Raw genomic sequence first — 22033 nt, 5'->3', positions numbered from 1 at the left:
GCCGCAGGCTGCGACCCTTTGATCAAGGACAAAATCGAGAGGTTCAATCAACAATCCGGCTTGTCCGCCGTAAACCGTCGAGCCGGGTTCACCGCCGCGCCAAACTCGCGCAAGGCCTTGGCGCCGATCAGTAATGGATAGTTGAAGCTGCTGCGGTCCGTCAGGTTGACCTCGACCGTGCGCTTGACGTTGCCCAGGCACAATTCCAGATCGACCACCGGGCGCTTGGAAGGCGCGGCGGTTTCTTCGTCATCGTCCTCTTCGGAGCGGGTCTTGATCTTGCTGATCCGCGCGACCTTGTGTTCGTAGACTTTGTCGCTCGCCCCCTTGGTGGCGAGTCGGAAACGCACCCAGTTCTCGCCATCACGGGTAAAGGTTTCGATGTCCTTGGCCGACAGCGACGCCGTCAGGGCGCCGGTGTCCATTTTCGCCTTGAGCACTTCACCGCCGATTTCCGGCAGCGCGATGTATTCGTAACGCCCGTACAGGGTGGGCTCGGCGGCCAGCACCGGCAGGGCTAACAGGGACAGCAGTGCGAGAAGGGATTTCACGTGATGGGCATCCTGGGTGAATGGGCAGCGAAATTTTAGACCGTCAGCGGGCAATTCGTTCGTTCTTGAAATCGCTTCGCGGGCAAGCCGCGTCCCACCGGGTTTTGTCTGACTCAAAAACACCGTAATCCACCGTGGGAACGGGCTTGCCCGCGAAGGGGCCGGTGCAATCAGCATCATGATGTGACCTGATTTTCCTGCCCAGCCTACCCATCCAATGGTGAAACATTCGTCATCAGCCGATTTGGCCTGCCGACCGAAGCTGCTTATCATGGCGCGCCCAAAGGCTTTCAAGAGTTACTTATGCGCCGCCTGCTCACCGGCTGTTTCGTCACCCTGCTGCTGTTGCTCAACACCCTGACCCTGATCGGGCCCTTGATGGTGTTTGCCCTGCTCAAACTGGTGCTGCCCGGTCGCTTTCGCGATTACGCCTCCTGGTCGGTGATGTGGATCGCCGAAACCTGGTCGGAAATCGACAAGCTGATCTTCCGTCTGTGCATCCCCACCCAATGGGACATACGCGGTGGTGATGACCTGCGTCGTGACACCTCCTACCTGGTCATCAGTAACCACCAATCCTGGGTCGATATCCCGGCGTTGATCCAGACACTTAACCGCCGCACACCGTTCTTCAAATTCTTCCTCAAGAAAGAGCTGATCTGGGTGCCGTTCCTGGGCCTGGCGTGGTGGGCGCTGGATTACCCGTTCATGAAGCGCTACTCCAAGGCGTTTCTGGCCAAACACCCCGAGTTGGCCGGCAAGGATCTGGAGATCACCCGACAGGCCTGCGAATTGTTCAAGCGCCAGCCGGTGACGGTGGTCAATTATCTGGAAGGCACTCGCTACACCGCAGCCAAAAGCGCTCAGCAGCAGTCACCGTTCACTTACCTGCTCAAGCCCAAGGCCGGCGGCGTGGCGTTTGTGCTGGCGGCAATGGGCGAACAACTGGATGCGATTCTCGACGTGACCGTGGTCTATCCGCAGCAGGGGATGCCGGGGTTCTGGGATCTGATCAGCGGCAACGTGCCGAGGGTCATCATCGACATCAAGACCCGCGAACTCGACCCGGCACTGTGGCAGGGCGATTACGAAAACGATCCGCTGTTTCGCGAGAAAATCCAGAACTGGGTCAACCAGCTCTGGATCGAGAAGGACCAGCGCATCGACGCGTTGCGGGGTGAAAGCCGCTGATCAACTGCCGGTGCCGATACCGGTGCCCCAGATGCCGCCCAGACTTTGCAATAGCGAACCGGCAACGCCCTGCTGACCGAGGTATTGCAGGATCACCGGGGCGAACATGCCGACCATGCCGCTGTCCATGCCCAGGGCGCTGAAGGCGTTGTTCAAGTCGTTGGTGTCCTTGACGTTGCCCAAGGCATTATCCAGTCCCGCCGCCTTGCCGCTTGCACCGAGCAAACCGGCGAGCGCGCCCAGTTCACCACCGCCCGACAGGCTGTCGATGCCCGGCACACTTTTGGCCAGTTCAGAATAATCGGTCGAACTCAGCTGATTCTTCGCCAGCCCCAGCATCGCCCCGGTGCCACCGATCACTTGTTGCGGCGTTACGTTCAACTGGCTGAGCGCGCCCAGCAGGTCGGCTGTCTGCGGCGTCGGCGCGGCATTGGTGGCCGCGTTACCGCCCTGCATCCCCGAAATGGCGTTGGCCGCATCGCCCAGGCTGAACTGGGCGAAGACCGGGCTGGCCGCCAGGGTCATCAGCGAAGCCAGTGCAATACCGCGTGAAATCTTCATCCAGACATCCTCTGTGAAAACCGCCCGGCAGTGGGCGGTGAAAAGCTGTGTGTTGGACTGATTTCCCCCGACATTGTTCCCGCCCCCTGTAGGAGCGAGCCTGCTCGCGAAAAACGCAGGGACAACGCGGTCATTCAGATAGCACGCGTTATCGTTGGCGTCCATCGCGAGCCTGCTGGCTCCTACAGGGATCAGGTTCATCACAATATTTTCCCGGTGCTGCATCCAGTCCCGTCCCACGCCCGTATATCAAGCACGGACAGACATTCCTGGCCGACTCCTCACCAAAGGATCATCACCATGACACGCACCTCGATCAAAACCCCGTTGATTGCCAGCCTGCTGACCCTGGCCCTTGGCGGCGTCGCCCTGAACACCAGCGTGCAAGCCGCTACCATGAGCCACGACAGCGTGATGGTCGGCGGCCAAAGCATGCTGCCGAGCAAAGACATCGTCGATAACGCGGTCAACTCCTCCGACCACACCACCCTGGTCGCCGCCGTGAAGGCCGCAGGCCTGGTCGACACCCTCAAGGGCAAAGGCCCGTTTACCGTTTTCGCCCCGGTCAATTCGGCGTTTACCGCCCTGCCCGCCGGTACCGTCGACACCCTGTTGAAACCGGAAAACAAAGCCACCCTGACCAAGATCCTCACTTACCACGTGGTCGCCGGCAAACTCGACATGATGACCCTGGCCGAGAAGATCAAGGCCGGCGGCGGCAAGACCGAACTCACCACAGTCGCCGGCGGCAAGCTATGGGCAATGATGAACGGCCCGCACAACATCACGATCAAGGATGAAAAAGGCGACATCGCCGACATCACCACCTATGACGTGTACCAGTCCAATGGCGTGATTCAGGTCATCGACAAAGTCCTGATGCCGAAAAGTTGAGCACAGTCGCCGGCCCTGCGCAGTGGGGCTGGCGGTTTTTCCGAGGTGTCCACCCGTGAATGGAACAACCGCGCGCCGTGAACTAACCTCTGCCTGCAATCGACACCCTACGCTGCGCACCTCGTCTATTTGGAGCACCGCTATTTCCATCGCCGACGCCGATCAGCTCAGGCACTTGCTGGCCCAGTGCTCACTGGGTGACCGCCGTGCGTTCGAGACGCTTTACCGCAGCGTCGGCCCGCGCTTGCATGGCGTGGCCCTGCGGTTCATGGGGCGCCCCGACCTGGCCGAAGAAGTGCTGCAGGAAAGCTTCGTGCGAATCTGGAACAACGCCTCGCGCTACGAACCGCATCTGTCGGCACCGTTGACCTGGATGATCAACATCACTCGCAACCAGGCGATCGACCAGTTGCGCAAACACCGCGACCGGCCGTTGAGCGATCTCGAAGAACAATCACTGGTGGACGAAACCCCATCCGCCCACGAACAGCTGAACAGTGCCCGCGAGGCCAGCGCCTTGAAGCGCTGCCTGGACAGCCTCGAGGGCATGCAGCGCCAATCAATCACCATCGCCTACTTTCAGGGAATGTCCGGCGCCGAACTGGCCGAACACCTGGCCGCGCCGCTGGGATCGGTGAAATCCTGGATCCGCCGTGGCATGGAACGCCTGCGCAGGTGCCTTGAATCATGAACTATCAAACGCCGTCCCTGCGCCGCGCCCTCGCCGCCGACTACGCCATTGGCTTGATGCCCTTGGCCGCGCGTCGACGTTTCGAACAGCTGCTGCTGGAAGACGCGGCGCTACGTGTGGAGTTGGCGCAATGGCAGGAAAGCCTGGCCAGCCTCACCGATACCCTGCCTGAGCAACCGGTGCCGGACCGCGTGTGGAAAGGCATTACCGCGCGCATCGAGCCGCAGGTCCTGCATGTGCCGCACAAACGCCCGTTCTGGAACTGGCTGCGGGCAACGGCGGCAATTGCCTCCCTGGTGATTGCCGTGACCCTCGGTGTGATCTACACCCGCGACGATGTGCGCTACAGCGCAACCCTGGCCAGCGCCGACGCGCAGCCGGCATTGCGCGTCCAGGCGCACGCCGATTACCTGCAAGTCGAACCGCTGGCATTGGCGGCGATCACACCGCAGCAAAGCCTGGAACTGTGGGCGATACCGGCCGACGGCAAACCGGTTTCCCTCGGGGTAATCCCGGCGGGCGGCAAAGGCAAGGTAGTACTGAGCGACGCGCAGAAAGCGCTGATCGGCAAACCGATTGCGCTGGCGGTCAGCCTGGAACCGAAGGGCGGTTCACCGACCGGGCAACCGACCGGGCCGGTGTTGTATCAAGGGGCGTTGGCGGCGTTGTAATCGCCCTTGTGGCGAGGGCTGTGAACACTGCGCAAATACGGCGCCACTATCAGTTCTGTTAGTAGGCAGTTCAGTTCGATTGCGCCACAGTAAAACCCTGAATGACCGGATATTTCAGGGAGCCCTGACCATGCCGTCCAATCGCGCTACCGTGCTGTGCCGCTACCACTACGATGCACTGAATCGAGTGACCGCCAGTGCGCCCTCGGCGCAGGCAAGCGTTCAGCGCTTCTATCTGAAAGACCGCCTGACCACCGAAATCCAGGGCGCCGTGCAGCGTTCGATCATGCAGCACGAAGATCAACTGCTGGCGCAGCGAGAACGCCAAACCACCGCCGTGCAAACCCACCTCCTGGCCACGGATCAACAGCGCTCGGTGTTGAGCCTGCTCGACGCCGTTGCGCGGCACCCTCTTGCCTACACCCCCTACGGCCATCGGCAGAACGGCTTGCTCAGCCTGCTCGGGTTCAATGGCGAACGGCGGGATCCGGTGACGGGGTCTTATTTGTTGGGCAATGGTTATCGGGCGTTTAACCCGGTGTTGATGCGGTTTAACAGTCCGGACAGTTGGAGTCCGTTTGGGGAGGGTGGGTTGAATGGGTATGGGTATTGTGTGGGGGATCCGGTGAATCGCATGGATCCGATGGGGCATGCCTGGAACTTTGTTAAAGCCGTTCTGCGATCTCGTGGGTTAATAAAAAGCAATATGCAGGGTATCCAGAATGCAGGCACCAGCCTCACTTCCCCCAGCGTTGCATCCAATACGTCACGGCATTTTCGAAATCCCTTGGCAAATGCGCTCAATCCCTATTCGGACACGAAGACCCCTGCGTGGACGACCCAAGACAGATTGGCTTTTGCAGGTACAGAAGCGCGCCACCCGGGTGCGCCCCGCTCTGCTGTGTCACAAGAGTCCTTAACTACATTTCCAGGTGACACCCCTAACGTATCCCCAACACCGATCCGTACACGGCGCATGGGAAATATCTTTGAAGTGGGACAATCTGGCGAATTAGTACCACTCTATGGCAGCAATCAATCTATTAACTCGATTAGCAGCAGTGGATCCACGTTCGATCCTTCCCCTTCCTACTCTGCCCCCTTACCTCCTCCGAACTACGGGGGAAGCGAGCTACCTTCTTATCAACAGGCCATAGCCAACAATACGTGGCTGGATAATTTCTCTAAACGACAAAGTCACATAAGACGAGATTCCACATAACAAACAAAAAACGGCGACCCGAAGGCCGCCGTTTTTTTTCCAGAGGTTTTACGCCGCACTAAACATCTTGTGCGGATCAATCACAAACTTCTTCGGCACGCCTGCGTCGAACTCGCCATAACCCTGCGGCGCCTGATCCAGGCTGATCACCTGCACGCCCACCACTTCGGCGATGTTGATGCGGTCCCACATGATCGCCTGCATCAGCTGGCGGTTGTACTTCATCACCGGGGTCTGGCCGGTGTGGAAGCTGTGGGATTTGGCCCAGCCCAGGCCGAAGCGAATGCTCAGGCTGCCCATTTTCGCGGCGGCGTCGACGGCACCCGGATCTTCGGTGACGTAAAGGCCAGGGATACCGATCTTGCCCGCCACACGCACCACGCCCATCAGCGAGTTGAGCACGGTGGCCGGGGCTTCGTGTTTCACGCCGTCATGGCCGTGGCCACGGGCTTCGAAGCCGACGGCGTCGATGGCGCAATCCACTTCCGGCTCGCCCAGCAGCGCGGCGATTTGTTCGTGCAGTGGGGTGTCCAGGGACAGGTCGGCGATTTCGAAACCCTGGGCCTTGGCGTGGGCCAGGCGCACGGTGTTGACGTCACCGATGATCACCACGGCGGCACCCAGCAGGCGAGCCGAAGCGGCAGCCGCCAGACCGACCGGACCGGCGCCGGCGATGTACACCGTGCTGCCCGGGCCAACGCCCGCCGTCACGGCGCCGTGGTAACCGGTTGGCAGGATGTCGGAGAGGCAGGTCAGGTCACGGATTTTCTCCATGGCCCGGTCGCGGTCCGGCAGTTTCAGCAGGTTGAAGTCGGCGTACGGCACCATCGCGTACTCGGCCTGGCCACCGGTCCAGTCGCCCATGTCGACGTAACCATAAGCACCGCCCGGACGCGCCGGGTTGACACTCAGGCACACGCCGGTGTGCATTTCCTTGCAGGAACGGCAGCGCCCGCAAGCCACGTTGAACGGAACCGACACCAGGTCGCCGATTTGCAGGTTCTCGACGTCGCTGCCCTTCTCGATCACTTCACCGGTGATCTCGTGGCCCAGCACCAGGCCGGTTTGTGCCGTGGTACGGCCGCGCACCATGTGCTGGTCGGAACCACAAATGTTGGTGGAAACCACACGCAGGATGACGGCGTGATTAATCTTCCTGCCGCGCGGGTCCTGCATTTTCGGATAGTCGATTTTCTGTACTTCGACCTTGCCAGCGCCGAGATACACCACACCACGATTGCCAGACATGCTTTCACCTCGCTGTTGTTTTTATGGAACCGCGTTGCCCAGGCAGGCAGCGCGTTAAGTGCTCGGGTACAGATGCTGTTTCTTGTGTTGCTTGTAAGGGCCTCATCGCTGGCAAGCCAGCTCCCACAGTGGACGGGGTGTACACAAATCTGCGAACGACATAAAACCCTGTGGGAGCTGGCTTGCCAGCGATAGCAATCTAAAGAACGACCGTGCGATTGGCGTTCAAAAACACCCGTCGCTCAATGTGATAACCCACGGCCCGCGCCAGGGTCAGGCCTTCGATATCCCGTCCCTTGGCGATCAAGTCTTCGGGGTAATGACTGTGATCCACCACCTCGACGCCCTGGGCGATGATCGGCCCTTCGTCGAGGTCGTTGTTGATGTAATGCGCGGTCGCGCCGACCAGTTTCACGCCCTTGTTGTAGGCCTGATGGTACGGCTTGGCGCCCTTGAAACCCGGCAGCAGCGAGTGATGGATGTTGATCGCCTTGCCGTCGAGTTTGCGGCACAGCTCCGGTGACAGTACTTGCATGTAGCGGGCAAGGATCACCAGTTCGGCGCCGGACTCTTCGATCACCTGCCAGACCTGACGCTCCTGGGACGGCTTGTCGTTCGGGTCCAGCGGGAAGTGGTAGTACGGAATCTGGTGCCAGTCCGCCAACGGTTTGAGGTCCGGGTGGTTCGAGACCACGGCCACCACGTCCATCGACAACTGGCCGATGCGCTGGCGGTAGAGCAAGTCGTTGAGGCAGTGATCGGCCTTGGACACCATGATCACCACTTTGGGCCGGTAGTGCGGCGGGGTCAGCTCGAAGGCCATGCCGAAGGCTTCACCGCGCGCCTGCAAACCCGCGCGAAATGACTGCTCGTCGAAACCGTCGGGCTGACGGAATTCCACGCGAATGAAGAAACGGCCCGAGAGCCGGTCATCGAAGGAATGGTGTTCAGTGACGTAGCAGCCCTGCTCGAACAGAAAGCGCGTCACCGCGTCCACCGTGCCGAGGACGCTGGGGCAGTCGGCGGTCAGAATCCATGTGTCTGGGGCGCGGCTCATAGTGCGGTGACTCCTGAGAAATCGGCAAACAAATCACCCTACCTGTAGGAGCGAGCCTGCTCGCGATGGACGTCAACGATGACGCGTATTTCCTGATTTATCGCGTCGCTCTCAAGTCCATCGCGAGCAGGCTCGCTCCTACACGGTCAGGTGCTGATCAGGCCTGGACGCTGAGGCCGTATTCGGCAGACGCATCCTGCAACCACAACCACCAGTAATCCGAGAAGCTGCGACGAATCAGCAGTTCCCAGGTGTCTTCGGCGGTGTGACGGATCACCAGTTGCGACTTGGCGAACACCGTGCCCACCGCCTTGCCCACCGGGAAGTTGTTGGGGTGCACGTCGTAGCTGGTGGACTTCATCAATACCTGGCGCACGTTCGGGCCGCTCAGTTCGAGGATCTGCTGGCCACCGCTGACGTTGACGATCTGGATGTGCAGGTCGCCCAGTGCTTCACGCAGTTTTTTCTCGGCGGCGAACTCTTCACCGGTCGGCACGATCAGCAGCCACTCATCCGGCCCCATCCATTGCAGGCTGGTTTCACCTTTGACGATGACGGTCAGCGCGGCCGGCAATTCGATGCCCAGGGCCTTGTGCACGCCGGCAGCGAACGCTGCGTCATGGCCATCGCCACGAATGGTCAGGTGACCGAGGAGTTTTTTCTCGCGCACGGTCACGCCGGCGTTCTTGCGACCCTTGCCCACCAGGCTGGCGAGGTCGGCGTGATGCAGCGACGACTCGGCCTTGGCCCCGGAGGTTGGGCGTTGTTGGTAAACATTGGCTGCGGTCATAAAGCACCTTTTCCTGAATTCTTGCATCTCACCTGTAGGAGCGAGCTTGCTCGCGATGGAGGTCAACGGTAACGCGTACTTTCTGGTTTAACGCGTTGCCCTCCCGTGCTTCGCGAGCAAGCTCGCTCCTACAGAGGTTGTGGTGTCAGATGTTCTGGCGCTCGCCTTTCGGATCGAAGAACACCGAAGAAACGATTTCCGCCTCGATCACGCTGCCGTCCGCCAGTGGCGCGAACACACGCTCACCCATGCGGTTCAGGCCGCCCTTGACCACGCCCATGGCAAACGAATAGCCCAAGGAGTTGTGCGCGTAGCTGGAGGTCACGTGACCGACCATGGTCATCGGGATCGCCTGCTTGGTGTTGAACACCAGTTGCGCGCCTTCCGGCAGCCATTTGGTCGGATCGATCGGTTTGAGGCCGACCAGTTGCTTGCGTTGATCACGCACGCAGTCTTCGCGGTTCATGCCACGCCAGCCGATCCACGAGAACGGTTTGGTGCGACCCACGCACCAGCCCATGTTCAGGTCGTCCGGAGTCATCGAGCCATCAGTGTCCTGACCGACGATGATGAAGCCCTTCTCGGCCCGCAGCACGTGCATGGTTTCGGTGCCATATGGCGTCAGGTTGTACTTCTTGCCGGCATCGACAATCTTCTCCAGCACACCCATCGCATAGTCGGCCTGCACGTTGACTTCGTACGACAACTCACCGGTAAACGAAATCCGGAACACCCGCGCTGGCACGCCGCCGACCAGACCTTCTTTCCAGGTCATGAACGGGAAGGCTTCGTTGCTCAGGTCGATGTCGGTGACTTCGCTGAGCAGCTTGCGGCTGTTCGGCCCGGACAGGGTCATGGTCGCCCAGTGGTCCGTCACGGAAGTGAAGTACACCTTCAGGTCTGGCCATTCGGTCTGCTGATAGATCTCCAGCCATTGCAGCACGCGTGCGGCGCCGCCCGTGGTGGTGGTCATGACGAAATGGTTGTCGGCCAGGCAGGCGGTCACGCCGTCGTCGAACACCATGCCGTCTTCTTTGCACATCAGGCCGTAGCGCGCCTTGCCCACATCGAGCTTGGTCCAGGCGTTGGTGTAGATGCGGTTGAGGAACTCACGCGCATCCGGGCCCTGGATGTCGATCTTGCCCAGGGTCGATGCGTCCAGCAGGCCGACGCTGTCGCGCACGGCTTTGCATTCACGCTTGACCGCGGCGTGCATGTCTTCACCGGATTTCGGGAAGTACCAAGGACGTTTCCACTGACCGACGTCTTCGAACTCGGCGCCATTTTTCAGGTGCCAGTGATGCAGCGCGGTGAAACGCACCGGCTCGAAGATGTGCCCACAGTGACGACCGGCCACGGCGCCGAAGGTTACCGGCGTGTAGTTCGGGCGGAACATGGTGGTGCCCATCTGCGGGATGGTCACGTTCAGCGAACGGGCGGCAATCGCCAGGCCGTTGACATTACCGAGCTTGCCCTGATCGGTGCCGAAGCCCAGTGCGGTGTAGCGCTTGACGTGCTCGACCGACTCGAAGCCCTCGCGAGTCGCCAGTTCGATGGCGGCGGCGGTGACGTCGTTTTGCAGGTCGACGAATTGCTTCGGCGCCCGTGCGGTGTTCTTTTCGTGAGGCACCTGGAACAGCGCCAGGGTCGGCTCTTCCAGACGTGTCAGGGCTTTGGGCAGCGTCGCTTCGACCGGACCGAAACCGGCTTCGCTGGCCGCGCGCACGCCGCCTTCAAAACCATCGGCCAGGGAATCACCGAGGCCGTAGACGCCGTTGATGCCACCGACGCACACGCGTTTCTGCGGTGCTTCACCCGGCACGAAACCGAGGATGTCTTCACGCCAGATCGGCTTGCCGCCCAAGTGCGAAGCCAGGTGAACCACCGGGCTGTAGCCGCCGGAACTGGCGACCAAATCGCACTCGAGCCATTCGCCGGGGCTGGTGACCTTGTGTCCTTTGACATCGATCGCGGCCACGCGAGCGGCGGTCACGTGCTTGCTGCCACGAGCCTCGATCACGGCGCTGCCAGTGAGGATGCGGATGCCTTTGGCGCGTGCTTCTTCCACCAGCGCCCCACGCGGGTTGCTGCGGGCATCGGCGACGGCCACGACTTGCAGGCCAGCGTCGAGCCAGTCGAGCGCCACACGGTAGGCGTGGTCGTTGTTGGTCGACAGCACCAGTTTTTTGCCCGGTGCCACGCCGTAACGGCGCACATAAGTCGAGACAGCACCGGCCAGCATGTTGCCCGGCACATCGTTGTTGCCGTAGACCAGCGGACGTTCGTGAGCGCCGGTGGCCAGCACGACACGCTTGGCGCGAACGCGATGGATGCGCTGACGCACCTGGCCAATCGGGGCGCGATCGCCCAGGTGATCGGTGAGGCGCTCGTGAATGGTCAGGAAGTTGTGGTCGTGGTAGCCATTGACCGTGGCGCGTGGCAACAGCAGCACGTCCGGGGTGTCCTTCAGCTCGGCGATGACGCTGGCGACCCATTCCACGGCAGGCTTGCCGTCGAGGCTTTCGCGGGAGTCGAGCAGGCTGCCGCCGAACTCTTCCTGCTCGTCGGCGAGGATTACCCGGGCGCCACTGCGTGCAGCCGCCAATGCAGCGGCCAGACCCGCAGGGCCGGCGCCGACGATCAGCACGTCGCAGTGCTGGTTCATGTAGTCGTAGGTGTCCGGATCGTTCTCGGTTGGCGAACGGCCAAGACCGGCGGCCTTACGAATGTACTTCTCGTAGGTCATCCAGAACGATTGCGGATACATGAAGGTTTTGTAGTAGAAACCCGGTGGCATCAGCTTGCCGCCGACCTTGCCGAGAATCCCCATCATGTCGTTGTTCACGCTTGGCCAGCCGTTGGTGCTGGTGGCGACCAGGCCCTGGTACAGCGCTTGTTGCGTGGCGCGTACGTTCGGGATCTGCGTGGCTTCGGTGGCACCGATCTGCAGCACCGCGTTCGGCTCTTCGGCACCGGCGGCGAAGATGCCGCGCGGACGGGAATATTTGAAGCTGCGACCGATGATGTCGACGCCGTTGGCCAGCAGTGCAGCGGCCAGGGAGTCGCCTTCGTAGCCTTTGTAGCTCTGGCCGTTGAAGGTGAACGTCAGGACTTTGTTGCGGTCGATCCGTCCGCCGTTGGACAGGCGATTGGTCTGGCTCATACCTTCTCTCCCAGAGCCGTGCTGGCCGCTTTCGGGCTATCGGTCTTGTCGGTGAATTGTGGCTTGGTGCCGATCTTGTAGGTTTCGAGAATCTCGTAGGTCACGGTGTCGCGGGTGGCGTTGAAGTACTGACGGCAACCGGCGGCGTGAATCCACAGTTCATGGTGCAGGCCGCGAGGGTTATCGCGGAAGAACATGTAGTCGCCCCACTCCTCGTCGGTGCAGCTGTTCGGATCCAGTGGACGCGGGATGTGCGCCTGGCCGGATGCGTGGAATTCCTCTTCGGAGCGCAGTTCGCCGCAGTGAGGACAGAAGATATGCAACATGGGGATTTCTCCTGTTAGTGGGCAACCGCAGCAGCGCCGTGTTCATCGATCAACGCACCGTTGTGGAAACGGTCGATGGAGAAAGGTGCGGCCAACGGATGCATTTCACCCTTGGCCAGACTCGCGGCAAACACGTTGCCCGAGCCAGGTGTTGCCTTGAAGCCACCGGTGCCCCAACCGCAGTTGAAGAACATGTTCGGTACCGGGGTTTTCGAGATGATCGGGCAGGCATCCGGCGTGGTGTCGACGATGCCGCCCCACTGACGGTTCATGCGTACGCGCGACAGCACCGGGAACATTTCGACGATGGCCTGGATGGTGTGCTCGATCACCGGGTACGAACCACGCTGGCCGTAGCCGTTGTAGCCGTCGATACCGGCGCCGATCACCAGGTCGCCCTTGTCGGACTGGCTGATGTAACCGTGTACGGCGTTGGACATGATCACGCTGTCGATAATCGGCTTGATCGGCTCGGACACCAGCGCTTGCAGCGGGTGGGATTCGATCGGCAGACGGAAACCGGCCAGCTTGGCCATGTGCCCGGAGTTACCGGCGGTGACCACGCCGACGCGTTTGGCGCCGATGAAGCCCTTGTTGGTTTCGACACCGATGCACACGCCGTTTTCCTTGCGGAAACCGATCACTTCGGTCTGCTGGATCAAGTCCACGCCCAGTGCGTCGGCGGCACGGGCAAAGCCCCAGGCCACGGCATCGTGACGGGCCACGCCGCCGCGACGCTGGACAGTAGCGCCCATCACCGGGTAGCGAGTGTTCTTCGAGCAGTCGAGGTACGGGATCTCGTCTGCGACTTGCTTGGCGTTGAGCAGTTCGCCGTCCACGCCATTGAGGCGGTTGGCGCTGACCCGACGCTCGGAATCACGGATGTCCTGCAGGGTATGGCACAGGTTGTAGACGCCACGCTGGGAGAACATCACGTTGTAGTTCAGGTCCTGGGACAGGCCTTCCCACAGTTTCATCGCGTGTTCGTACAGGTGCGCCGACTCGTCCCACAGGTAGTTGGAGCGAACGATGGTGGTGTTGCGCGCGGTGTTACCGCCACCCAGCCAGCCTTTTTCGACCACGGCCACGTTGGTGATGCCGTGTTCCTTGGCCAGGTAGTAGGCGGTCGCCAGACCGTGCCCGCCACCGCCGACGATGACCACGTCGTAGACCTTTTTAGGGGTCGGCGTGCGCCACATCCGCTGCCAGTTTTCGTGGTGGCTGAGAGAGTGTTTGAAGAGGCCGAAGCCCGAGTAGCGTTGCATAGTCATTTACTCCAAAACCGCACTCAGCGATAAACCGGGAAGTCCGCGCACAGGGCTGCCACATGCTTGGCGACGTTGGCCTCGACATCGGCATCGCCGAGGTTGTCGAGGATGTCGCAGATCCAGCCGGCCAGTTCGGTGCATTGAGCGACCTTGAAGCCACGGGTCGTTACCGCCGGGGTCCCGATGCGCAGGCCGGAGGTCACGAACGGCGACTGCGGGTCGTTCGGGACAGCGTTCTTGTTCACGGTGATGTGGGCGCGACCGAGTGCTGCATCCGCGTCCTTGCCGGTGAGACCCTGACGGATCAGGCTGACCAGGAACAGGTGGTTATCGGTGCCGCCGGACACTACATCGTAGCCGCGTTTGATAAATACGCCGGCCATGGCCTGGGCGTTGTCGATGACTTGTTGCTGGTAAGCCTTGAAGCCTGGCTCCAGCGCTTCCTTGAAGCACACTGCCTTGCCGGCGATCACGTGCATCAGCGGGCCGCCCTGGGCGCCGGGGAATACGGCGGCGTTGAGCTTTTTCTCGATTTCTTCGTTGGCCTTGGCCAGGATCAGGCCGCCCCGTGGACCGCGCAGGGTTTTGTGGGTGGTGGTGGTGACCACATCAGCGTACGGCAGCGGGTTCGGGTACAGACCGGCGGCGACCAGACCGGCCACGTGCGCCATGTCGACGAACAGCAGCGCACCGACCTTGTCGGCGATCTGACGGAAGCGCGGGAAGTCCAGGGTCTTGGAGTAGGCGGAGAAGCCGGCGACGATCATCTTCGGCTTGCACTCCACGGCCAGACGCTCCACTTCGTCGTAATCGATCAGCCCGGTCTTGGTGTCGATGCCGTACTGCACGGCGTTGTACAGCTTGCCCGAGGACGACACTTTGGCGCCGTGGGTCAGGTGACCGCCGTGGGCCAGGCTCATGCCGAGAATGGTATCGCCTGGCTGAATCAGCGCCAGGTACACGGCGCTGTTGGCCGAAGAGCCGGAGTGCGGCTGGACGTTGGCATAGTCCGCGCCGAACAGTTGCTTGGCGCGCTCGATGGCCAGGGCTTCAACCTTGTCCACGTGCTCGCAGCCACCGTAGTAGCGCTTGCCCGGATAACCTTCGGCGTATTTGTTGGTCAGGCCGCTGCCCTGGGCTTGCATGACGCGTTTGCTGGTGTAGTTCTCTGACGCGATCAGCTCGATGTGATCTTCCTGACGTTGCTCCTCGGCATTCATCGCCGCCAGCAGTGCATCGTCGTAACCCTGGATCTGGTCTTGCTTGCTGAACATCGCGTCTCTCCCAGCGGCATCTATGCGCCATTCGTCTCGGTAAGGCACCGGTGTTTCGGCAGTGCCCTTTGATAGCGATGGTATGACCGGCGCAGACAGGCCAAATGCCTACGGACGCCACGTAAAGGTGCGTTTACGACATGGCGGGAAATGACTGGTCGGGCACTCTTCTCAAATCAGTGAGAAACCTTGTGGGAGCTGGCTTGCCAGCGATGATGGCGTCACATCCGGCATTGACGGCGACTGGTCCACCGCTATCGCTGGCAAGCCAGCTCCCACCGGGTTAAACGGCGATCTGGCGGACGAGTAGCAGCACAAGGAAATGCACCGGATACAGCGCATAAGCCCAACGCCGCATGGGGGGTGGTTTTACGCCCTTGGCATGTCGCAACAGGAACAGTCCGAGCCAGGGCGCAATCAGGCATGTGGCGATGGCCGGAATGGCCGCCGGGTTGCCCAATCGTGCGGCGTGATACAGCACTTGCCATTGATTGGCCGCCAGACAGATCAGCCCCGGCAACAGCGCGAAATACCAGGGACGACGGATCACCAGCAACAGTGCCAGCGGCAACAGCACACCAAAGAAACCAAACATCAGTCGCGACCAGAAAACCGCCGCCAGCACCAGGGCGACGAGCGCCAACAGTCGCGCCTGACGCCCCTGCGCTTGCCAGCCCCGTGCCACCAGCAGGCCCAAGGCCAGGGTCGGCAAGACGTTCAAGGTGTCGGGATCGGGAATGTACATCCGGTAAGGCACTTCGCTCACCGCACTGAACAGCAACAACCAGCCCAGATAGCGCCATTGCCCCCCTGACTTCACGGCGGGCGCGCGCGCCAGATTGGCCGCCATCGCCAGACAAAACCACGGAAACGCCAGACGCCCCGGCACATACAAAAGATCGACCGAATAACCGACATAGCGCAGGTGATCGAGCACCATGCTCAAAAGCGCCAGCCACTTGAGCAGATCGAGCGCACCGTCGCGCGGCTTTAAGTGCTGCTGTGTCAAGTGCATCGCCACGTGCATAATTGGCCGGCATCCTTGTATTTTTCTGACAGTGACATCCCGTGTGCGCCCCGGACGATCTTCGGTAAAGTGCGCACCCTCATTGACCACGAGACGCTTCACCATAGGCGTCTCGACCACGGAAGCAGGCCATGACCGACAAGAGCCAACAATTCGCCAGCGACAACTACTCCGGCATTTGCCCTGAAGCCTGGGCTGCCATGGAGCAGGCCAACCATGGCCACCAGCGCGCATACGGCGACGACGAATGGACCGCCCGCGCGTCCGACGATTTCCGTAAATTGTTCGAAACCGACTGCGAAGTGTTTTTCGCCTTCAACGGCACTGCGGCCAACTCCCTGGCCTTGTCGTCGCTGTGCCAGAGTTACCACAGCGTGATCTGCTCGGAAACCGCCCACGTCGAAACCGACGAATGCGGCGCGCCGGAATTCTTCTCCAACGGCTCAAAACTGCTGATCGCCCGCACCGAAAACGGCAAGCTGACCCCGGAATCGATCCGCGAAGTCGCCCTCAAGCGCCAGGACATTCACTACCCGAAACCTCGCGTCGTGACCCTCACCCAGGCCACCGAAGTCGGTAGCGTCTACACCCCGGACGAAATCCGCGCCATCAGCGCCACCTGCAAGGAACTGGGCCTGAACCTGCACATGGACGGCGCGCGGTTCTCCAACGCCTGCGCGTTCCTCGGCTGCTCGCCAGCGGACCTGACCTGGAAGGCCGGCGTCGACGTGCTGTGCTTCGGCGGCACGAAAAACGGCATGGCCGTCGGCGAAGCGATTCTGTTCTTCAATCACAAGCTGGCCGAAGACTTCGACTACCGCTGCAAACAGGCCGGGCAACTGGCGTCGAAAATGCGTTTCCTCTCCGCGCCCTGGGTCGGGATCCTGGAAAACGACGCCTGGCTCAAATACGCCAACCATGCCAACCGCTGCGCGCAATTGCTGGCCGAGCTGGTCAGCGACATTCCTGGCGTGGAACTGATGTTCCCGGTGCAGGCCAACGGCGTGTTCCTGCAACTCTCGGAACCGGCCATCGCCGCGCTGACCGCCAAGGGCTGGCGCTTCTACACCTTCATCGGCAACGGCGGCGCACGCTTCATGTGCTCGTGGGACACCGAAGAAGAACGCGTGCGGGAATTGGCCAGGGACATCCGTGAAGTGATGTCGCACTAAAAACCCAGGTTTGCACTGCCCCCCCTGTGGGAGCGAGCTCGCTCGCGATGAGGCCAGCCCATCCAACAATGATGTCAGCTGACACACCGCCATCGCGAGCAAGCCCGCTCCCACAAAAGCCGCACCCCATCGCCCTCATCATTCGCACCTGAAGACTTCGTCTACATTGTTTGTCGAGCCCATCCGCTCTCATAACAATAATCAGGAGCGCACGCATGTCCCTTCAAGGCAAAACGCTGTTCATTACCGGTGCCAGTCGCGGGATTGGTCGGGAGATCGCGCTTCGGGCCGCACGCGATGGCGCAAACATTGTGATTGCCGCCAAAAGCGCCGAACCGCACCCCAAGCTGCCCGGCACCATCTACAGCGTGGCCAAGGAAGTCGAAGCCGCGGGTGGCCAGGCGCTGGCCTTGCAACTGGATGTGCGCGATGAAGACGCCGTGCACCAGGCCCTGGCCCAGGCCAACCAACATTTCGGCGGCATCGATGCATTGGTCAACAACGCCGGGGCGATCAAGTTGACCGGGGTGCAGCACATCGAACTCAAGCGCTTCGACCTCATGCACCAGATCAACACCCGCGCCGTGCTGCTGTGCAGCCAGGCCGCCCTGCCCTACCTGAAGAAATCCGCCGGGCACATCCTCAACCTGTCGCCACCCCTGAACCTGGCGACCCAATGGTTCGCCCAATACAGCCCGTATACCGTGACCAAGTACGGCATGAGCATGCTGACGCTGGGCATGAGCGAAGAATTCAAAAACTACGGGATCAGCGTCAACTCGCTGTGGCCACAGACGATGATTGCCACCGCCGCCATCGAGTTTCAGCTGGGCTCACGGGAGTCGTTCAAGCACGCCAGGACACCAGCGATCATGGCCGATGCCGCCCACATGATTCTCGGCAGCGCGAATCGCAGCCTGACCGGGCGGTTGCTGATTGATGAGGAGATACTGCGGGAGAACGGCGTGACCGAGTTCGAACACTATCGGTTCGCACCCGACAGCAACGATAAGCTGATGCCGGACCTCTTTATCGACTGAACGCGTTAAACACCGATCCTGCCCATCGGGATCGGTGCCTGCTTGCACGCATTGATACCATTGAGTTTTTTCGGAAACGGACTACATAAACGCTTCAATCCATCGTCGTAAACTGCCTCCTTGTCTACAAGGAGTGTTACTCATGGCGAACCCCGGCTACATGACCATCACCGGAAAGATTCAAGGACTCATCTCCGCCGGCTGCTCAAGCCCGGCGTCCATCGGGAACAAGTTTCAGGCTGAGCACACCGATGAAATCATGCTGCTGTCTTTCAACCACAACATGTCCAATATCGGGAACATCAATAAATCCACACACAGCCCGATCATCATCACCAAAGCCATCGATAAATCCTCACCGCTACTGGCCCAGGCACTCTCAAAGAGAGAAGAAATCGAATGCACCCTTCGTTTCTATCGCGTGTCTGCCTCCGGTCAAAAGGAAAAGTTTTATTCCGTTTCGATCAGTGGCGGTGTCATTGTTGACCTGACGTTTGAAGTGCCTCACGCGATTATGCAAAACGATGCAGAACCTCAGGAACATCTCGCCATCCGTTACCGTGATATCGCCTGGACCCACCACACAGCAGGCACCAGCGGCTACAGCTCGTGGGGCGAAGAGGGATGAACCCCAACCGTTACGACATCTGGGACGTCAACGGCGCCGCAGAAAAACTGATCGCGCAGGCCCACACCCTCAGTACACGCCACCTGTCCCATGGCATGGCACGTGTGCAGTTCAATCAGGAAGTCGCCTGGTACGCCAAGCGCATTGCCGACGATGTCGCTCAAGGTCGAAAAACCCCGGAACAAGGCATACAGGCGTTGCTGCGAGAGCAGCGTGACCTGCTCATCCAATCGCAAGTTGTCACGCGCAAAGGCCCGCACGCGATCGTCGATTCGATTGAAAGAATGCCAACTTCAAGGCTCACGCAACCAGGATTGAAACCGGACTCCGAGCGTTTACTGAGGCATGTTCACGCGCAAAATCTCAAAACGAATGCCGCCAACACAACCAACTCATTCGAGGCTGCCCCTTCGCCGCCCCCAGTCCCCGACTTGAAATTCTTCCCCAGCGAGCGCTGGCCAGCGCCCATCCCGGAGCCCGAGCAACCGGGCTTCTACATCGTCCCCAAAAGCACGACCGCTGAAAAACTGGAGGCCCAGCTGTTCAGCTCCGCCTCCCCCGCCGTCATCGCCAAATTCAAAACCCTGAATCCGAATCTGGATCAAGTAAAAGCCGGGTCGATGATTGTGCTGAGTGATCCGAATAATCAGCAATGTACTTATGAGGAAGCGTTGTTGATGCAGGCCGCCAGTACGGTAAATAAGGCGCTGGAACCACTCAGCCCGGAAGAAGCGGACTTTATGGCTCAGCACTATAACGACATAGCTTTCTACGTCGGAAAAGGGTCACTCGGGGTCGGAGCTGGCTTGGCCATGTTTGGCAAGCATTTGGACGACGTTGGAATAATTCTTCGCGAAATAGAGGCCTTGCACACGCGGACATTTCAAGCCGAAGGCAGGCTGAAAAAAAGCCCCGAATTTTATGCCGAACGTAAGCGCCTACTTACTAAGCTGGACGCGCAACTCACTAGACTGACCAAAAAGAGCATCGGGTTCCCCGATCACCCCAACCTGAAAATAGCTTTGGGCATTTCGAACAAAAGCCTTGTACATCGCTGGAGAAAAGCCGGTGCGGCTGGACAAATTCCAGGCTATGCCGCCCATATTGAAGGAATCTCAAAAGCGTCCCAGTACGTTAAGTATGGCGGATGGATCGGCACCGCCGTGGGCGGCGGGGCTTCAGCTATTAAGGTCCAAGGAGTGTGCGCAGAAGGCAACGTAGAAGCCTGCAAAAAGGTGAAATTTACCGAAGCCGGAAGTTTTGCAGGCGGTTTTGTGGTCGGAGGTGCCGCTGGTTCACTTTTAGCCGGTTCTGCTGGCGCGGCTATTTGTATTGCACTCGGGGCGCCAACGGCTGGGGCGGGAACTCTTTTATGCGGCGTTGTCCTGGTCGGAGTTGGCTCTTTTATAGGTGGACTTGGTGGAGAAAAAATTGGCGAAGCATTGGGAGAACGTATCTACGAGGCAAATAAATGAGTTTAACCACGGCTGACAAAATCTTTTTGTGTGTCGGTCTAATTGATATCGGCGGTCTTTCGGTCTGGCTTGGCGTTGCGCTGCATCTTGCCTACACGAAAATGGACATAATGTTAATCCATTTGAAAAACTCTCCTGCAGTAACAATCCGAGTCCCCTTTAAAAGCGGTGGCCCGTGGGGGAAATTATTTTTACTTGGCGGAATAATGAGCGCCGTAACTACACCTGGGATTTATCTGCGCGACGGAGGGGTAAACATTGAGGAGATCAGGAATTTTCCGACTCACCTTAAACGCAAGTTAGTTATTTTACAGTGGGCCGGCTGGGTACTTCTTACGTTAATGTTCGGCCTCTGGGCAGTAGTCACACTCGACCTAGTCTAAACGTATCTTAAGAGTCGAAAATAGTGAGACTTTCGGTGATTTCCAATCGTGGTGGCCGGGTTGATAGTGGCAACTGAGCTAGAAGTTATCTAAATGAGCCGCTGCCTGATATCACATTTACACGACTGACATCCTACGCAAGGACTGTTATACCGACCACAGAAACAAAAATATGAATCGCTGGTGGCGCTACAACCTCCGCCACCTTAATTGGCTCAGCCTTCGGCTGGGTCTGCGCTGGATTGAGCGTACCAACTGGCGGGGCGGGAACTCTTATATGCAGTCTTATTGTGGTCGGGGTAGGGTGTTTTGCTGGAGGGCTTATAGGCAGGATAGGCGTAGAAATCGCAGGGGAAATAATTTATGAGAATACAAAATGAGTAACACTCAATTGGTTGTTGGCTATTTGTGCGCCATAGTGATTACATCCATGTTTGTTTGGATTGGAGTAGCGCTGCATATGGCATATGCCAAATTAGATGTGATGTTGGCACATCTCAAAAACTGTTCCGCAGTAACAAATCGCGCACCGCTGAAAAACGCAGGTCCATTTGGAAAGTTTTTGTTGGTGGGTGGTATTTCCGGAATAGTCACCTTTCCAGGAATCTACCTTAAACATGGCGGTGTCGACATAGAGGATTTACGTAATTTCCCGCCTTGCCTAAAACGGAAATTGTCAATTTTACAATGGGCAGCATGGGGACTCTTTACAACTCTCGCAGCACTTGTTGCGATTGGAAAGTCTGGCTTATTTTTTTAAACCCAACCCACTCAACTAGAAATATTATTAAAACGCAAACTTACGACCTACTTCTCATCTGTGACGGCGTGACTGAGCTTGATCGCTGAATTTGAATTAATACAATTCGACCGTACTATTTTAAGGAGCACCGCATGAGAACTACAGATCCAAATTCTTCAATACCAAAGCCACCCCCGAAAGACACTGCCAGCTTTCATGCTCCGAACATCCATCCCAAACAAGCACGTGCAAGTAAAAACCGAAAAAAATCAAAAAACCACCTCCCTATCAATAAACACAACGACAAAATGTCACCCAAAGCACAGACCATATACGTATTAATTTTTACTTCGATCGCATTCACTCTCATCGCAATTGCAATACGCGCCCTTCACAACCAGAAAATAGCCACCCCTTATCCCAGCCGAAAAATACCCTGGCACGAGTTCACAGGATTAAGTTTATTTTTTCCGGTATCCGTACTGTTTTTATGGGCGACATGCCTTCTTTCACTAGCGATACTGACTGCAAATTACAACATCAAATTCGATTCACGAGCTTATAAAAAGATATGCATTTACAGCTTCATCATTGGAGTATTCCTGCATTGGCTATCTCTTTTTTTCGGCGTTAGCCTTGAATAACCAATGCAGCATGAT

General features: G+C 59.1%; 22 protein-coding genes. 12 read left to right on the top strand and 10 right to left on the bottom strand.

The window, feature by feature from the left end:
• Positions 1–47: 47 nt before the first annotated feature.
• The gene (gene rloA2, locus ACX3YD_RS01530) at positions 48–551 is read right to left on the bottom strand and encodes a retropepsin-like aspartic peptidase RloA2 (RefSeq protein ID WP_090466713.1); all 504 of its coding nucleotides are present in this window, start codon (positions 549–551) and stop codon (positions 48–50) included.
• 303 nt (positions 552–854) lie between these two features.
• Between rloA2 and ACX3YD_RS01525 the strand changes: the two genes are divergently transcribed.
• Positions 855–1742 (top strand): acyltransferase, encoded by an 888-nt coding sequence (locus ACX3YD_RS01525; RefSeq protein ID WP_458959134.1) that lies wholly within the window; start codon positions 855–857, stop codon positions 1740–1742.
• Here the strand turns inward: ACX3YD_RS01525 and ACX3YD_RS01520 are convergent, their stop codons facing one another.
• Entirely contained in the window at positions 1743–2303 is a 561-nt protein-coding gene (locus ACX3YD_RS01520) for a DUF2780 domain-containing protein (RefSeq protein ID WP_103404157.1), read from the bottom strand.
• Between the two features lie 300 nt (positions 2304–2603).
• Between ACX3YD_RS01520 and ACX3YD_RS01515 the strand changes: the two genes are divergently transcribed.
• The 4 genes from ACX3YD_RS01515 to ACX3YD_RS01500 all read left to right on the top strand — a co-directional run bounded on the left by ACX3YD_RS01515 (position 2604) and on the right by ACX3YD_RS01500 (position 5781).
• Positions 2604–3197, top strand: a complete 594-nt coding sequence (locus ACX3YD_RS01515) for a fasciclin domain-containing protein (protein ID WP_458959133.1) — start codon at positions 2604–2606, stop codon at positions 3195–3197.
• A gap of 55 nt (positions 3198–3252) precedes the next feature.
• On the top strand, positions 3253–3888 hold the full coding sequence (locus tag ACX3YD_RS01510; RefSeq protein ID WP_458959132.1) for an RNA polymerase sigma factor: 636 nt from the start codon (positions 3253–3255) through the stop codon (positions 3886–3888).
• Positions 3885–4559: an anti-sigma factor gene (locus ACX3YD_RS01505; protein WP_458959131.1), complete on the top strand. Its 675-nt coding sequence runs from the start codon at positions 3885–3887 to the stop codon at positions 4557–4559. The genes ACX3YD_RS01510 and ACX3YD_RS01505 overlap by 4 nt, the downstream gene beginning before the upstream one ends.
• A gap of 130 nt (positions 4560–4689) precedes the next feature.
• The gene (locus ACX3YD_RS01500) at positions 4690–5781 is read left to right on the top strand and encodes an RHS repeat-associated core domain-containing protein (RefSeq protein WP_458959130.1); all 1092 of its coding nucleotides are present in this window, start codon (positions 4690–4692) and stop codon (positions 5779–5781) included.
• A gap of 48 nt (positions 5782–5829) precedes the next feature.
• Here ACX3YD_RS01500 and fdhA read toward each other — a convergent pair whose 3' ends face one another.
• From fdhA to ACX3YD_RS01460, 8 genes are all read right to left on the bottom strand, one after another.
• A complete protein-coding gene (fdhA, locus tag ACX3YD_RS01495; protein WP_047534302.1) occupies positions 5830–7029 on the bottom strand; it encodes a formaldehyde dehydrogenase, glutathione-independent in 1200 nt (399 codons plus the stop codon).
• A 199-nt stretch (positions 7030–7228) separates the two neighbouring features.
• The gene (gene purU, locus ACX3YD_RS01490) at positions 7229–8086 is read right to left on the bottom strand and encodes a formyltetrahydrofolate deformylase (RefSeq protein ID WP_047534304.1); all 858 of its coding nucleotides are present in this window, start codon (positions 8084–8086) and stop codon (positions 7229–7231) included.
• 157 nt (positions 8087–8243) lie between these two features.
• Positions 8244–8876, bottom strand: a complete 633-nt coding sequence (locus ACX3YD_RS01485; RefSeq protein ID WP_047534306.1) for a sarcosine oxidase subunit gamma — start codon at positions 8874–8876, stop codon at positions 8244–8246.
• Positions 8877–9021: 145 nt separating this feature from the next.
• Positions 9022–12039, bottom strand: coding sequence for a sarcosine oxidase subunit alpha (locus tag ACX3YD_RS01480; RefSeq protein WP_458959129.1), 3018 nt, complete (start codon positions 12037–12039; stop codon positions 9022–9024).
• Positions 12036–12365, bottom strand: coding sequence for a sarcosine oxidase subunit delta (locus ACX3YD_RS01475; protein WP_047534309.1), 330 nt, complete (start codon positions 12363–12365; stop codon positions 12036–12038). The genes ACX3YD_RS01480 and ACX3YD_RS01475 overlap by 4 nt, the downstream gene beginning before the upstream one ends.
• Positions 12366–12379: 14 nt before the next feature.
• Positions 12380–13630 carry a sarcosine oxidase subunit beta gene (locus tag ACX3YD_RS01470; protein WP_003206307.1) on the bottom strand — a complete coding sequence of 417 codons (1251 nt, stop codon included), beginning with the start codon at positions 13628–13630 and terminating at the stop codon, positions 12380–12382.
• A gap of 23 nt (positions 13631–13653) precedes the next feature.
• The gene (gene glyA, locus ACX3YD_RS01465) at positions 13654–14907 is read right to left on the bottom strand and encodes a serine hydroxymethyltransferase (RefSeq protein ID WP_090466695.1); all 1254 of its coding nucleotides are present in this window, start codon (positions 14905–14907) and stop codon (positions 13654–13656) included.
• Positions 14908–15190: 283 nt separating this feature from the next.
• On the bottom strand, positions 15191–15934 hold the full coding sequence (locus ACX3YD_RS01460) for a TraX family protein (RefSeq protein ID WP_458960382.1): 744 nt from the start codon (positions 15932–15934) through the stop codon (positions 15191–15193).
• Positions 15935–16065: 131 nt separating this feature from the next.
• Between ACX3YD_RS01460 and ACX3YD_RS01455 the strand changes: the two genes are divergently transcribed.
• The 7 genes from ACX3YD_RS01455 (at position 16066) to ACX3YD_RS01425 (ending at position 22018) form a co-directional block, all read left to right on the top strand.
• Positions 16066–17106 carry a threonine aldolase family protein gene (locus ACX3YD_RS01455; protein WP_047534314.1) on the top strand — a complete coding sequence of 347 codons (1041 nt, stop codon included), beginning with the start codon at positions 16066–16068 and terminating at the stop codon, positions 17104–17106.
• Between the two features lie 215 nt (positions 17107–17321).
• Entirely contained in the window at positions 17322–18146 is an 825-nt protein-coding gene (locus tag ACX3YD_RS01450; RefSeq protein ID WP_458959128.1) for an SDR family oxidoreductase, read from the top strand.
• A 142-nt stretch (positions 18147–18288) separates the two neighbouring features.
• Positions 18289–18774, top strand: coding sequence for an Hcp family type VI secretion system effector (locus tag ACX3YD_RS01445; protein ID WP_103404165.1), 486 nt, complete (start codon positions 18289–18291; stop codon positions 18772–18774).
• Positions 18771–20249, top strand: a complete 1479-nt coding sequence (locus tag ACX3YD_RS01440; protein ID WP_458959127.1) for a hypothetical protein — start codon at positions 18771–18773, stop codon at positions 20247–20249. Before ACX3YD_RS01445 ends, ACX3YD_RS01440 begins: the two co-directional genes overlap by 4 nt.
• Positions 20246–20632, top strand: a complete 387-nt coding sequence (locus ACX3YD_RS01435) for a hypothetical protein (RefSeq protein WP_458959126.1) — start codon at positions 20246–20248, stop codon at positions 20630–20632. Before ACX3YD_RS01440 ends, ACX3YD_RS01435 begins: the two co-directional genes overlap by 4 nt.
• A gap of 376 nt (positions 20633–21008) precedes the next feature.
• On the top strand, positions 21009–21392 hold the full coding sequence (locus tag ACX3YD_RS01430; protein WP_458959125.1) for a hypothetical protein: 384 nt from the start codon (positions 21009–21011) through the stop codon (positions 21390–21392).
• 134 nt (positions 21393–21526) lie between these two features.
• Complete coding sequence (locus ACX3YD_RS01425) at positions 21527–22018, top strand: hypothetical protein (RefSeq protein WP_458959124.1); 492 nt, start codon at positions 21527–21529, stop codon at positions 22016–22018.
• Positions 22019–22033: the final 15 nt, after the last annotated feature.

Source organism: Pseudomonas fluorescens group sp. PF-1 (assembly GCF_054481335.1).
The sequence above is the reverse complement of the archived record's forward strand: the minus strand, read 5'-3'. Positions and strand labels throughout refer to the sequence as shown.